Source organism: Mycobacterium sp. NPDC050041, assembly GCF_049541695.1.
In the GTDB taxonomy this organism is placed as follows: domain Bacteria; phylum Actinomycetota; class Actinomycetes; order Mycobacteriales; family Mycobacteriaceae; genus Mycobacterium.
Genome location: NZ_JBMVDG010000011.1, coordinates 103,803 through 116,563, shown reverse-complemented (window position 1 = coordinate 116,563; position 12,761 = coordinate 103,803). Strand labels below are relative to the sequence as shown.

The 12,761-nt window shown below is 67.1% G+C and carries 14 protein-coding genes; 9 read left to right on the top strand and 5 right to left on the bottom strand.

Going from position 1 to position 12,761, the window contains the following annotated elements; genetic code table 11:
• Positions 1-238: 238 nt before the first annotated feature.
• Positions 239-967: a type 1 glutamine amidotransferase domain-containing protein gene (locus tag ACPCHZ_RS25895; RefSeq protein ID WP_423487377.1), complete on the bottom strand. Its 729-nt coding sequence runs from the start codon at positions 965-967 to the stop codon at positions 239-241.
• Positions 968-1,236: 269 nt separating this feature from the next.
• Here ACPCHZ_RS25895 and ACPCHZ_RS25890 point away from each other — a divergent pair, with 269 nt between their 5' ends.
• The 5 genes from ACPCHZ_RS25890 (at position 1,237) to ACPCHZ_RS25870 (ending at position 7,414) form a co-directional block, all read left to right on the top strand.
• Entirely contained in the window at positions 1,237-2,385 is a 1,149-nt protein-coding gene (locus ACPCHZ_RS25890) for a zinc-dependent alcohol dehydrogenase (protein WP_423487376.1), read from the top strand.
• Positions 2,386-2,403: 18 nt separating this feature from the next.
• Positions 2,404-2,976: a hypothetical protein gene (locus ACPCHZ_RS25885; RefSeq protein WP_423487375.1), complete on the top strand. Its 573-nt coding sequence runs from the start codon at positions 2,404-2,406 to the stop codon at positions 2,974-2,976.
• Positions 2,977-3,228: 252 nt separating this feature from the next.
• Entirely contained in the window at positions 3,229-4,884 is a 1,656-nt protein-coding gene (locus tag ACPCHZ_RS25880; protein WP_423487374.1) for a PucR family transcriptional regulator, read from the top strand.
• 121 nt (positions 4,885-5,005) lie between these two features.
• Positions 5,006-6,034, top strand: coding sequence for a hypothetical protein (locus ACPCHZ_RS25875; RefSeq protein ID WP_423487373.1), 1,029 nt, complete (start codon positions 5,006-5,008; stop codon positions 6,032-6,034).
• Between the two features lie 135 nt (positions 6,035-6,169).
• Positions 6,170-7,414 (top strand): glycosyltransferase family 87 protein, encoded by a 1,245-nt coding sequence (locus tag ACPCHZ_RS25870; protein ID WP_423487372.1) that lies wholly within the window; start codon positions 6,170-6,172, stop codon positions 7,412-7,414.
• Between the two features lies 1 nt (position 7,415).
• Here the strand turns inward: ACPCHZ_RS25870 and ACPCHZ_RS25865 are convergent, their stop codons facing one another.
• The 3 genes from ACPCHZ_RS25865 to ACPCHZ_RS25855 form a co-directional block, all read right to left on the bottom strand.
• Positions 7,416-7,751: a DUF3618 domain-containing protein gene (locus tag ACPCHZ_RS25865; protein WP_423487371.1), complete on the bottom strand. Its 336-nt coding sequence runs from the start codon at positions 7,749-7,751 to the stop codon at positions 7,416-7,418.
• Positions 7,748-8,149, bottom strand: a complete 402-nt coding sequence (locus ACPCHZ_RS25860) for a phage holin family protein (protein WP_364979350.1) — start codon at positions 8,147-8,149, stop codon at positions 7,748-7,750. The genes ACPCHZ_RS25865 and ACPCHZ_RS25860 overlap by 4 nt, the downstream gene beginning before the upstream one ends.
• A gap of 107 nt (positions 8,150-8,256) precedes the next feature.
• Positions 8,257-8,970, bottom strand: coding sequence for a GAF and ANTAR domain-containing protein (locus ACPCHZ_RS25855; protein ID WP_364979353.1), 714 nt, complete (start codon positions 8,968-8,970; stop codon positions 8,257-8,259).
• Between the two features lie 61 nt (positions 8,971-9,031).
• Between ACPCHZ_RS25855 and ACPCHZ_RS25850 the strand changes: the two genes are divergently transcribed.
• A complete protein-coding gene (locus tag ACPCHZ_RS25850) occupies positions 9,032-10,120 on the top strand; it encodes a hypothetical protein (protein WP_423487370.1) in 1,089 nt (362 codons plus the stop codon).
• Here ACPCHZ_RS25850 and ACPCHZ_RS25845 read toward each other — a convergent pair.
• Positions 10,107-10,604: a DUF1990 domain-containing protein gene (locus ACPCHZ_RS25845; protein WP_423487369.1), complete on the bottom strand. Its 498-nt coding sequence runs from the start codon at positions 10,602-10,604 to the stop codon at positions 10,107-10,109. The genes ACPCHZ_RS25850 and ACPCHZ_RS25845 overlap by 14 nt on opposite strands.
• A 37-nt stretch (positions 10,605-10,641) precedes the next feature.
• On the opposite strand from ACPCHZ_RS25845, the gene ACPCHZ_RS25840 reads away from it, so the two are divergent.
• Genes ACPCHZ_RS25840 through ACPCHZ_RS25830 form a run of 3 tightly spaced genes read left to right on the top strand, consistent with a single transcriptional unit; the run spans position 10,642 to position 12,662 of the window.
• Positions 10,642-11,514, top strand: a complete 873-nt coding sequence (locus ACPCHZ_RS25840) for an aldo/keto reductase (protein WP_423487368.1) — start codon at positions 10,642-10,644, stop codon at positions 11,512-11,514.
• A gap of 24 nt (positions 11,515-11,538) precedes the next feature.
• Entirely contained in the window at positions 11,539-12,174 is a 636-nt protein-coding gene (locus ACPCHZ_RS25835; RefSeq protein WP_423487367.1) for a PaaI family thioesterase, read from the top strand.
• On the top strand, positions 12,171-12,662 hold the full coding sequence (locus ACPCHZ_RS25830; RefSeq protein ID WP_423487366.1) for a TIGR02611 family protein: 492 nt from the start codon (positions 12,171-12,173) through the stop codon (positions 12,660-12,662). Before ACPCHZ_RS25835 ends, ACPCHZ_RS25830 begins: the two co-directional genes overlap by 4 nt.
• The last annotated feature ends 99 nt before the right edge of the window (positions 12,663-12,761 follow it).

Sequence of the window (12,761 nt, the reverse complement as noted above, 5' to 3'; positions counted from 1 at the left end):
TCGACAGGACGCGGACAATGCTGGCCTTCTGGCGATCTCGCGGGTCCTGACGACACAGAAGTGTGCGGCGCCGGCGGCGGCTCATGGCCCGAAAGTCGGGTAGTTCCGCCGGATGGCACTAGCGGACAATGTAAATCGTCGCGAACAGTGCGATCCACACGATTACCAGCCGATACCACCAAGACCGAAGCCGATGCTTCGTGTACGCGCCGCCGGCCGACGCGCGACCTGACCACGTTCAGGAGACGATCCTCCGCAGCGGCGATGTGGGTGACAACCGCGCACCTGCCATCAGCCCAGCGAGAGCGGCCGATATCGACGGCTTGGGCGACCAGCGCAACGCAGCAACGGCCCAGCCGACGGGGGAGCTCAGCTGCGGGTCGGAGACCTGGCCTGGTACCGCGGCTGACAGCGCGGGCTTCGCGTCCGCGAAGTGGTCGATGATCGCCGGAACGAACGATGTCATGTCCTGTGGCCCGCGGCTGGTGACCAGGTTCCGGTCCTTGACGACGTCTCGGTTCAGCCAGGTGGCGCCGGCGTTCACCAGATCATCGCGGATGCCGGGCCACGACGTGAGCGTCCGCCCGTCCAGCAGCCCCGCCGACGCCAGCACCCATGGACCGTGACACAGCGTCACGATCGGCTTCTCACTGTTGTCGAATTCCCGCACGAATTGCCGCGCTTCCGCGGACTGCCGTAGAAGGTCCGGGTTGATGAATCCGCCCGGCAGCAGCAGTCCGTCATAGTCGTCCGGATCGGCCTCGCCGATCGTCTTGTCCACGCCGACCCGCGTGGCTGGCATGTGGAGGTTCACGCCGCGTATTCGGCCGCGCCGCAGGGAGATGACGTCCACCTTGGCGCCTGCCAACTGCAGCGCGCGCATCGGTACCGTCAGCTCGACCTTCTCGAATCCGTCCGCCACCAGGGCGGCGATTCTGCGGCCCTGCAGCCGTCGCTTGTTGGACATGTGTACCTCCTCGCCGTGTTCAGACCACTGTTCCCACTGTTACGGGGGTCTACCTCGTCCCGGCAGCTTCAATCTTCATCTGCGAAGTTGTGCTCGCAGTAGGAGGAGCGCACTGATCGTGCAGGCAGGCACGGCGCGGATGCGCTGACCTGATGCGCACTTGTCATGAAAAGTCATGTCTCTCTGCATTATTTGGGCCACCGAGGCCAGTTTTCGCCGAAAGGCGGGGGGGTAAGCCGCGGTATCCCATTCATTCGACAGGAGGCGCTATGAAAGCGATGACCTACCGCGGTCCATACAAGGTCCGCATCGAGGAGAAGGACATCCCGGCGATCGAGCATCCCAACGATGCGATCGTGCGGGTGAAGTTGGCGGCGATCTGTGGGTCCGACCTGCACCTCTATCACGGCCTGATGCCGGACACCCGGGTCGGCCACACCTTCGGACATGAGTTCATCGGAGTCGTGGAGAAGGTCGGTTCGTCGGTGCAGAACCTCAAGCCGGGCGACCGGGTGATGGTGCGGTTCAACATCTACTGCGGATCCTGCTACTTCTGCGCCAGGGGGCTCTATTCCAACTGCCACAACGTGAACCCGAACGCCACCGCGGTCGGCGGCATCTACGGGTACTCGCACACCTGTGGTGGTTACGACGGCGGGCAGGCCGAGTTCGTGCGGGTGCCTTTCGCCGATGTCGGTCCGTCCGTGATCCCCGACTGGATGGAAGACGAGGACGCGTTGCTGTGCACCGATGCACTGTCGACGGGCTATTTCGGCGCGCAGCTCGGCAGCATCGTCGAGGGTGACACCGTCGTCGTCTTCGGCGCCGGACCGGTCGGCCTGTACGCGGCGAAGAGCTCGTGGTTGATGGGTGCCGGCCGCGTCATCGTCGTCGACCACCTGGAGTACCGGTTGGAGAAAGCCCGCACATTCGCGAACGCCGAAGTCGTCAACTTCGCTGAACACGACGACATCGTGGTGGAGATGAAGAAGACCACCGACTACCTCGGCGCCGACGTGGTGATCGACGCGGTGGGTGCGGAAGCGGACGGCAACCTGCTCCAGCACATCTCCACCGCGAAGTTGAAGCTTCAGGGCGGATCTCCGGTCGCCCTCAACTGGGCGATCGATTCGGTCCGTAAGGGCGGGACCGTCTCGGTGGTCGGCGCGTACGGGCCCATGTTCAGCGCGGTGAAGTTCGGCGATGCCATGAACAAGGGCCTCACCATTCACATGAATCAGTGTCCGGTGAAGCGGCAGTGGCCGCGACTCTGGTCACACATCGAGAACGGGTACTTGAAGCCCAACGACATTGTGACGCATCGCATCCCGCTAGAGCACATCGCCGAGGGCTATCACATCTTCTCCTCGAAGTTGGACAACATCATCAAGCCGGTCGTTCTCGTAAGCCAGAACTGAAACTCAAGGAGAACCGATATGACTCAGACATCCGAACGCGTGCCCGCCTACACGCCGGACCACCCTCCGGTGCCGGACAGCGACGATTTGCGGTCCCGCATTCCCGGTTGGGGCGCCGACCTGAACAAGGAGGACCGGCCGTCAGTCCCCAAGCTCAAGATGCTCGAGACCGGTGCCCATTGGGACTTTCCCGAGCGCCAGCCTGAGAAGTGGCCGCGCGAGCGGTCCATCGAGCATCGCTTCCTCACCCCGGTGTTCGGAACCGCCCAGCCACCCAGTGGGCTGTCGGGCGTGATGCGCAAGTTCGCCTACAAGTTCAGCGAGGGCCGCGCCGCGCACTGGCTGATTCTGCTGTACGCGGACCGGGTCGACGCCGCCGAGCATCACCTGCGCTCCCTGCTGAGCCTCCGACCCGACAACCCGATCACCGAAACCGGCGTCAAGGCCGAATTCACCCACAACGGCATCAAGTCGCGTCTCGGCCGGAAGCGGGTCGATCTGGCGCACGCGTGGGCGGATCCGGTCATCGTCGCCGGCCCCTGGATCGTTGCCATCTACGCGGTGAGCAGGGTGTTCAAGCGGAGGAAATAGGGGAGGGTCGCGACACCGGGCCCCGGTGCCGACGGATGTCGACAAGCGGGGGCCGGGCCCGTTTCGGCGCGCATATTGCGGGTAGGCGATATGTAGCGGTGCGCCGAACTTCGATCGGAGCAGTGCTGAACAGTGATTCACTCTGCTCGAAGGGGGGCGGCGCGCGACCGGATCCCCCCGGACGGGTTCCCGAGATGAGGTCACGCCCGAATCGGCGTGACAGGCGGAGGGGCGCTGGTCTCGACAAACACTATGGACGTCAATCGGGCGATCGCTGACGATCCTGGGGCAACCAGGTCTGCAGGCAGTCTGGCAGCGCTGGCAGAGATCAGCTTTCCGTCGCTGGATCCGATGGAGATAACGGCGACCGCGGCGGACGGCGCCGAGGCGCTGGGCGTGTGCCGCGTGGAGGCGAGCTACTGCTCAGTCGACGAGATCATGAAGCTCTGCCCACCCGCGCAGTCCGAGCGCCCGGAGTTGACGGACATACTCCGGCGGTCGAGTTGGAAGGGTGAGATCTCGCTCCGGCAGGGAGATTGGGGCCGCGCATTCCCACTGAGTCATCGCGACGTCGTCCATGGGTGCCTGGTCTTGGGTGCCCCGGACGCGCCCACTCCCCATCACCTCCTGCTGCTGGAGGTCTTGGCGCAACGGGCCGGTGCCGCACTGGCATGCGCTGACCTACATCAGCGCAACGTTCGGCGGGCGCGCCAGCTCGAGGAGTCCAACGACCATCTGGCCAGCACCGTTGCGCGGCTTCAGGCCCGGACGCGTGTCCACGAGTTCCTCGAAGCGGTGTTGGCCGATGGCGCGGGACAACAAGGCGTCGTCGATGCCCTCCATCGACTGACCGGACGCTCGGTCTGCGTAGAGGACAGGTTCGGCAATCTGCTCACCTGGTCGGGTCCGGGCCGACCGGTCCGCTATCCGAAGCCGATGCCCCACAAGCGCGACCGGTTCTTGCGCACGCTGTCCACGCAGGCCGGTCCGGTGCGAACCGAGAATCGCGTCTGCGTTCTGATTCAGCCGCACGCCGAGATCCTCGGCGTCGTGGCGCTCATCGACGCCGGCGACGACGTCGACGAGGACCAACTGTTCGCCCTCCGGTACGGCAGCACGGTGCTGGGTCTCGAGCTGTCTCATCGACGCAGCCTCGCTGAGATGCAGCTCAATCCGCGGCGCGAACTCGTCGATGACCTGCTGGCGGGTACCGACGCCGAGGGGGCGTACGCGCGCGCCGAGGCGATGGGTCACGACTTGCGCCGTACGCACTGTGCAGTGGCCGTCCACAGCGGGCGTGGAGTGAACAAGGCCGATATCGCGGCCGTCGGCCGTGCCGCAGGCAACCTGCACCTGAATCATCTGGTAGGTCAACAGGCAGGCCTGATCGTCTTACTCGCCGATGGTCCCCCTGCTGTCGAGGCGCTGTACAGAGAGGTCAGTCGACAGCTCGGCCACTCGGCGATTGCCATCGGGATCGGGTCGTGTTGCGATGCGCCGAGCGACATTCCACAATCCTTCGTCCGGGCCCGCCGCGCGCTGAACATCCGACTGAACTCGGCCGACCCCCATGGCGTGTCCGACTACGAGGAGCTGGGTTTCTATCACCTGGTGGATGCCGCGCACACCGCCGGCGTCGCCGATGAGTATGTCCGCCAATGGCTCGGGGCGCTGATCGACTACGACTCCGCGAAGAACTCCGATCTGGTGTTCACCTTGAGCCACTACCTGGAGTGCGGCGGCAATTACGACGAGTCGGCAGCGGCGTTGCATGTTCACCGCAGCACGTTGCGGTACCGCCTCGGCCGCATCGAGGACCTGACGGGTTTCGACCTCCGCAACGTCGACACGCGCTTCAATCTGCATGCCGCAACGCGCGTGTGGCGCTTTCTCAGCCCTCGAGCGTGAAATCTGTTGGCCGAAACTGTCACCACAGCGCGAGGAGTTCCGCCTCGAGTTCGGGCACGCTTGCTACCAATGCTGATCAACGGACAAGGGGTCTCATGACGGGCATCGGGGCGGCCACGTCATGACGAGTGGTGCGCCGTCATCCATCCTTCTCCTCGCCGATCCCGGCGCCCCGGCGGCGATCGCCGAACGCCTTGCCGAGTCGCTGCCGGATGCCCTCGCGTCCGAACGTGACCAGTGGGACGTGTCTGTGCGATCTCACCCGTACCCGGTCGACGAACACGCCGATGTCGTCGAGGTGGTCCGGACCGTCGATCCGGGGAGTGAAACCCAAGACGTCGTCATCTACCTGACCGATCTACCGCGACGTCTCGACACGACACCAGTCGTCGCGGACATCAGTTTGGAGAACCGGTTCGGACTCATCTCGATCCCCGGACTCGGCGGCCTGTTCATCGACCGCCGCGTGAAGAATGTGGCGCAGACCGTCGTGGCCGAGGTGACTCAGCAGCCGGACAAGCAACACCGTTCGATGAGACAGCTGACGCGGATGCAGGACGACGATGTGGTCCGCTACGTCGCACCGACCGGATTATCGCGTCTGCGGCTCCTGACGGGCATGGTCTACGCGAACCGCCCGTGGCGACTTGTGACCGGCCTGTCCAAGGTCGTCATGGCCGCGTTCGCCACCGGCGCGGTCAGCCTGGCGTACCCGACGATCTGGCAGTTGTCCGACACGATGGGCCCGTGGCGGATGGGCGTCGCGACGATCCTGGCGACCGCTGCGATGATCGCGTGGCTCGTCGTGGACCACGAACTCTGGGAACGGCCGAAGTCCGCCGGCGAACGCGAACTCGCGGCCTTGTACAACACCGCGACCGTCATTACCCTGACCATCGGCGTCGCCATCTTCCACGTCGGGCTGTTCCTCCTGCTCCTTGTCACCGCGTGGTGGACACTCCCGCCACAACTGGTCGCCGAGAACATCGGCCACTCCGTCGACCTCCCGACCCTGTTGCGGATGGCCTGGCTGGTCGCGGCCATCGCAACCTTGGGCGGCGCGCTCGGATCGGGGATGGAGGACGACGACGCGGTGAAGGCGGCCGCATACGGCACCAGACAGCGCCAGCGGTTCGACAAATCGAACTGACGGGGTACTGCTGCCGCACGTCGGCACCGGTGCCGGCGGTTGTGCCCGGCCCCCGCGATACGATCGAACGCCTGCACCGGTGGTTCCGGTCGATACCCGGTTTTCGGAGAAGCATTCGGGGGTAACGCTCGCATCGTGGAAAGCCCGCCAGGTGACCTGGTCGTCGCTGAGGACGATCGGCACATCCAGGAGAACGGACGTTCGCATCGGCATCCCTGGCAACGGCCCCTATGGGTGGTCGGCGCACTCCTGGGCCTCACGATGTGCGCGGGCTATATGGAGCAGTCCGTTACCCACCCCTATCTGGACCTGTCGGTGTTTCGTGACGCCGGCTACGCCATAGTCCACAACCTGCCGCTGTATTCCGAGCAGTTCCCAAGCGCGTCGGGATTCCGGTTCATCTACCCGCCGTTCGCGGCGATCCTGTTCGCTCCGATGGTTGCCGTGCCGTTCGCCGCGCTGCAGATCGGGTGGAGCGCTCTCAACCTGTTCCTGCTGTGGTGGATCCTGCGCACGGTCCTCGCCCGACTGCGCGTGCCGTCAACCAACTGGGCCGCCGTGGCCGCGCTCGGACCGGCGCTGGTGCTGGAGCCGATCAGGTCGAACTTCGAGTTCGGGCAGATCAACATCGTGCTGATGGCGTTGGTGGTGGCCGACTGCTTCGGTGTGCTCCCGCGCAGATTCCGCGGCATAGGCATCGGCATCGCCGCCGGCGTGAAGATCACCCCGGCGGCATTCGGCCTGGTGCTGCTGCTCCGGCGTGACTTTGCTGGCGCGGCAAGGGCGCTGGCCGCCTTCGCTGCGACGGTGGCGATCGGATTCCTGGTTCGTCCTCAGGCATCGCTCTACTTCTGGGCGACGGAGTTCTTCCGCACAGATCGCGCAGGCAATCACGACTTCGACCGCAACCAGGCGCTCACCGGTCTGATCACCCGACTGGGTGCCACCGGACTCGCCGGCACCGTCCTCTGGTTGCTCGGTGTCGCGATGATCGTCGCGGCGGCTGTGTTCGCTGGTCACCGCTTCACTCAGGCCGGAATGCACGTCGCCGCTGTCGCCGTCGTGGCACTGGCCGCCCTGCTCGCCGCGCCGATGGCGGTCACCCACCACTGGGCCTACGTCGTCATCTTCGTCCCGCTGGTCTTCACCCCAGAGCACCGAAGCTGGCGACCGTGGCTGGCAGCGGCCGGTGTCGTGTTCGCGGTCGGCCCGTATTTCGCGCTGCCGCGCGCCGACACCACGGGCGCAGAGGCCGTGATTCGCCAGGTCGTCGGCAATGCGCAGGTCATCACCGGTCTCGCCCTGATGGTGGGCGCCGTGATCGCGGCGTGCCTCATCCGGCGTGACCAAAACAGCGAAAACTGCGCCGCGGCAGGCTAGCTCAGTGGCGTCGTCGCCAGATGATGATGCCTGCCGCCACCGCGACCGCTACCACGATGGCCGCCACCGGCACCGCCTTCTGCGGGTTGTCGGCCACCGCATGCTGCGCGGTGTGTGCCTTGTCGACCGCGGCGTGCTTGGCCGAATCGACCTTGGCCTTCGCCTGCGCCTTGGTGTCCTCGACCTTGTCCTTCGCCTGCTGCTTGACGTCGAGCTTCGCCGACAGTGCCTCGACCGTCTCGCCGAGCTCGTGGCGGGTGGCCTCGATGTCCTTCTCGATGTCCTCGACGCCGGCGTCGGGGCCGGGCTCGGGGCGATTGGGCTCAGGTGCGGTCATTTGCGCGCGTCCTTCACTTCCTGGATGTCGGCCTTGACGGTCTCCGCGGTCCGCGGCGCCGCGGGCGTGACCTGCTCGGCCTGTTTCTTGCTCATCAATGCGGCGATACCCGCGACGACGAACAGCACCAGCGCGACGATCAGCGCGGCCGCCCAGACGTCGAGCACCAGTGACAACGCCGCCACCGCGGCTGCGATCACGGTCATCAGCCCCAGGACAGCGAACAATCCGGCGACGCTGATCAGCCCCGCGCCGATGCCGGCGTGTTTGGCCGATTCCTGAAACTCCTTCTGCGCCAGCTTCAACTCGTCGCGCACCAGCCGCGACGTCTGTGCCGACAGCTGGCTCATCAATTCGCCGACCGACGCGTCTGCGCCCGGCTTCGATTCCACACTCATGGCACACCCAATCTCCGTTTAGCCTGCTGGACGTGGCATGCCCCCGCCGGACGCCGTACAAACCCCCGGTCGCCCGCTGATCGCGTGTCTGTTGGACGCAGCGTCGGCTAGTGCGCCGAGCGGGCCGTCTCGATCAGGTCCTCGGCGATCTTGGCCAGCGGCACGTTCGCATCCTGCGACAGCTTCCGCAGCAGTGCGAACGCCTGCACGGCGTCGACCCCGTAGCGCTCCATCACCATGCCCTTGGCCTGGCCGATGATGTCTCGACTGGCCAGCGCCCGCTTGAACTGCTCTTCGCGCCGCGCCGAATTCCACGCCACCGACGAGTGCGCGGCGAAGGCCAGGCCGATGTCGCGGGTCTGTTCGCCGAAGACGCCGGGTTCCTCGGCGTAGACGTTGAGTGCTCCCATCGTCTCGCCGGCGATGAACAACTGGAACGACATGATCGTACGAATCGGCGTCTGCTCCAACGCATCCCGGCGGTACATCGGGAAGCGGTCGTCATGCTCGAGATCGTCGACCAGAACCGTCTTCTCGTCCCACGCCGAGGTCAGGCACGGCCCCTCGCCGTGACGCTGCTGGATCTCGTCGAGCATCATCGGCCACTTGTGACTGGCCGCGGGGGTGTCGATGTGGCGGGCGTCGCGGGTGACGGTGATGCCGGCGTACTGCGCGCCGGGGATCTCGACGGCGGCGTGTTCGACGAGCTCGGCGAGCACGGTCTCCGAATCCGTGTCCGAACGGCCGTGCAGTTCCTGCACGATCTCGGCGATGCGGAGGTGGGTGCCCTCTGCCCCCGTTGGCTCGTTCACCAGCACCATCCTGACAGCGTCTCCTCCGATAGGTTGCTCAACAATACGCGTTGCACCACGGGGAGGATGCATGAAGAACCCAGGTCACACCCCCCGCGGCGCGATCACCCGCCACGCCACCGGCCCGGGCGCTGCCGAGGCGTTCGTGCTCATGGCGATCGCCACGATTCTGCTGACCCGGCTGTACCTCCAGCTGACCGGTTACCCCCAGGTCGGAGGCGGTGACCTGCACATCGCGCACGCACTGTGGGGTGGCGCGCTGATGATGCTGGCGCTGCTGCTGGGCTGGCTGACGCTGGGGGCGGGCACGCGCATCGTCGCCGTCGTCATGGGCGGGATCGGGTTCGGGCTGTTTCTCGACGAGGTCGGCAAGTTCGTCACCAAGGACAACGACTACTTCTACGGCCCGGCCGCCGAGATCATGTACGTCCTGGTGGTGCTCATCCTGGTCGGCGCGCGGATTTTCCGGGACTTCCGGCCGCTGTCGGGTTGCGAATGTCTGGCCTCGGCAGCCGCAATCGCCGCCGACGGGCTGGCTCGCGGTCTGGCCGACCACCGCCGCACCGTCGGGCTGGTGCTGGTGGAACGTGCGCAGCAGCAGGGAGCTGACCCCGCCGACGTCGATCACGTCCGGTCGCTGCTGCGGTCGGCCGACCCGGCGGGGGACCGGGTGCACCGCCTGCAGCAGTGGGCACCGCGGCTGGTCCCGGGCTTCCTGCGCAGTCCCCGATGGATAACGGTGGTCGGCTGGCTGCTCGTCGTGGGCGCACTCGGCAGCCTGGTGCTCGGCCTGCTCGGCATCGCGCTGGGCGGCTGGGACTACCAGGACGACGACCTGACGCTGCATCTCGACGGGGCCGGCGTCGCGTCGATCCTGCTGGTCGTCAGCGCGGCACTGACCGCCGCGATGGCGGTGCCCGCGATGATCGCCCGCAGGCGTACAGCCGAGGTGTGGCCGCTGCGGTGGTTGCGGAACGCCGCCCTGCTGTTCACCTTCCTCAACGCGCTCGTCGACTTCGCGACCGTTGGTTTCGCGGCGCTGATCGGACTCGCGATCGGCGTGTTCACCCTGGCGGTGCTGTCCTACCACCTCGATGTCGCGGCGCGCGCCGAACTCCCCGCCGCCGGGCCGGTCGTCCCGCTGCCTACAGCGCCGTGAGATAGCGCCGGGTGATGATGCGCTGCATCCGCGACGTCACCGGCGCCGCCAGCCTGCTCCACCAGGTGCCGTGCCGGGAGAACGCCCGTACCTCGGCGTACACCTGCTCGGTGGCCGGGTCGAAGCGCACCGAGAACAACTCCTCACCCGACTCGGCATGGCCGGGCAACGTGCCGTAGGCGAACCCGTGCCGGTCGGGCTCGTCGATCACGTACACCACCCGGCACGGCGCCCGCACCGGCCCGACACCGACCACCACCTCGGACCCCACCGCGGCGACCTCCGAGCTCGCGTCGACCCGCACCCCGGCCCCGCGCAGCATGCCCCACCGCATCACCGCCGCGCCGGCCTCGTCGAAGCGCTGCCTGCCGTGCCCGATCACCGCCGACTCGACCACGTGGTGGTAACCCGCGGGCAACCGGCCGGCCGTCGCGCCCACCTCGTCGTAGGTCAACTGCAGTCCGGCGAGGTCGCTGAGCTTCACCCCGCCACCTTCTCACCCGCGGCGTACGGTCGTTGTCGTGGCCAACGAAACCGTCGCAAGCGCATCCGGAACGTTCTCCCTCGGCGGCGATCTGACCGTCAACCGGCTCGGATTCGGCGCCATGCGATTGGCGGGCAAGGGCGTGTGGGGCCCACCCGCCGACCCCGACGAGTGCATCCGGGTGCTGCGCCGCGCCGTCGAACTCGGCGTCGACTTCATCGACACCGCCGACTCCTACGGGCCCTATGTCTCCGAGGACCTGATCCGCCGGGCGCTGCACCCCTATACCGACGGGCTGGTCATCGCGACCAAGGCCGGCCTGCTGCGCACCGGACCCGACGAGTGGACGCCGCTCGGCTTCCCGGCGTACCTGCGTCAGCAGTGCGAGACGAGCCTGCGCCGCCTCGGCGTCGACACCATCGACCTGTTCCAGCTGCACCGCATCGACAGCAAGTTCCCCGCCGAGGACCAGGTCGGCGAACTCCGCAAGCTGCAGCAGGAGGGCAAGATCCGCCACATCGGCCTGTCCGAGGTGGACGTCGACCAGCTCGCGGCCGCCCAGAAGGTCGCCACCATCGTCTCGGTGCAGAACATGTACAACGTCAGCACCCGCACCGCCGAACCACTGCTGGACAAGGTGACCGACGAGGGCATCGGCTTCATCCCGTGGTTCCCCCTCGCCGCGGGCCCGCTGGCCGCTCCGGGTGGGCCGCTGCAGCGCATCGCCGACGACCACGGCGCCACGCCGTCGCAGCTCGCCCTGGCGTGGTTGCTCAAGCGCTCGCCGGTGGTGCTGCCGATTCCCGGCACGTCGAGCGTCGCCCACCTCGAGGAGAACGTCGCCGCCGCACAGATCACGCTGTCCGACGACGAGTTCGAGACGCTCAGCCGTGCCGGCGAAGCCGGCTGACCCCGCGACCCATACGGTGGCGGGGTGAGCACCGACTCCACGCAGACGTCGACACCGGCGACCGGCGGCGGTTTCAACCCGCCGGTCCCCACCACCCGGGGCGGGCCCGACTACGGCAGATTCGTCGCCGCCGTGCGCACACTGCAGGACGACGCCCGGTCCGTCGACGCGCCCGACGAGGTGATCAGCGAGGCCGCCGACCTCATCGAGCGGGTCTCGGCACTGCTGGCGCCGCACCGCGCCGACGAGTGGCACGCCCCCTCGGGCCGCCGGATGGATCTGCCCAACCGCGGGAACATCCTGCAGGTGCCGATGCTGCTGCGCCGCACCGACGACGACCGGATCACCGGAGAAGCCGAGTTCCGCCGCTTCTACCTGGGCCGCAACGGCGCCGCGCACGGGGGAGCGGTGGCACTGCTGTTCGACTCGGTGCTCGGCTACGCCGCCTACAAACTCACCCGCAGCCGCTACCAGCGCACGGCGTTCCTGCACGTCAACTACCGCAAGATCGCCCCGGTGGAGCGCAAGTTGCAGGTCGACGCCGGCATCGACCGCATCGAGGGCCGCAAGATCTTCGTCACGGGCCGACTGCTCGACGGCGAGCACGTGCTGGCCGAGGCCGAGGCCCTGTTCGTCAAGCTCAACCCGGGACAGCCGTGAGCACCCCGCAGGAGCGCGACGAGACGGCCCCCGAGAGGGACACCGCAGAGACGGACACCGACGACGAGTCGCGGTTCTCCGCGGTCAAACGCCGCTGGGCGCGGTGGCGGGACCGGCTGCGCGAACGTCCTCGGGTCGAGTTCTTCTACCGCATCGCCGTCGGGGTGATCGGGCTGGCCGTGTTCGGCCTCGGCATCCTCGCCATCCCGTACCCCGGACCCGGCTGGGCCATCGTGTTCATCGGCCTGGGCATCCTGGCCACCGAGTTCGACTGGGCGCGGCGGCTGCTGGCCTACGCCAAGGAGCGCTACGACAAGGTGATGGACTGGTTCCACCGCCAGGGCGCCGTCGTCCAGATCCTGGGTGGGCTGCTCACGGCGCTGGTGGTGTTCGCGACGCTGTGGTTGCTCGGCGCCGTCAACTGGACCGGAGAACTGTTCGGCATCGACCATCCCTGGCTGAACAGCCCGATCGGGTTGGGCTCCTAGGGGCCGGCGGGCGCTTCGAGTGGGTTCAGGGCGTGCCGTGTGACCTCGATGGCACCCCGATAGCATGGTCGCGACCTGAGTTTTCCGACCACCCTCGAC

Coding starts and splice junctions, on each gene's coding strand:
- ACPCHZ_RS25895 (WP_423487377.1), bottom strand. CDS start 967: ATGTCCAACAAGCGACGGCTGCAGGGCCGCAGAATCGCCGCCCTGGTG.
- ACPCHZ_RS25890 (WP_423487376.1), top strand. CDS start 1,237: ATGAAAGCGATGACCTACCGCGGTCCATACAAGGTCCGCATCGAGGAG.
- ACPCHZ_RS25885 (WP_423487375.1), top strand. CDS start 2,404: ATGACTCAGACATCCGAACGCGTGCCCGCCTACACGCCGGACCACCCT.
- ACPCHZ_RS25880 (WP_423487374.1), top strand. CDS start 3,229: ATGGACGTCAATCGGGCGATCGCTGACGATCCTGGGGCAACCAGGTCT.
- ACPCHZ_RS25875 (WP_423487373.1), top strand. CDS start 5,006: ATGACGAGTGGTGCGCCGTCATCCATCCTTCTCCTCGCCGATCCCGGC.
- ACPCHZ_RS25865 (WP_423487371.1), bottom strand. CDS start 7,751: ATGACCGCACCTGAGCCCAATCGCCCCGAGCCCGGCCCCGACGCCGGC.
- ACPCHZ_RS25860 (WP_364979350.1), bottom strand. CDS start 8,149: ATGAGTGTGGAATCGAAGCCGGGCGCAGACGCGTCGGTCGGCGAATTG.
- ACPCHZ_RS25855 (WP_364979353.1), bottom strand. CDS start 8,970: ATGGTGCTGGTGAACGAGCCAACGGGGGCAGAGGGCACCCACCTCCGC.
- ACPCHZ_RS25850 (WP_423487370.1), top strand. CDS start 9,032: ATGAAGAACCCAGGTCACACCCCCCGCGGCGCGATCACCCGCCACGCC.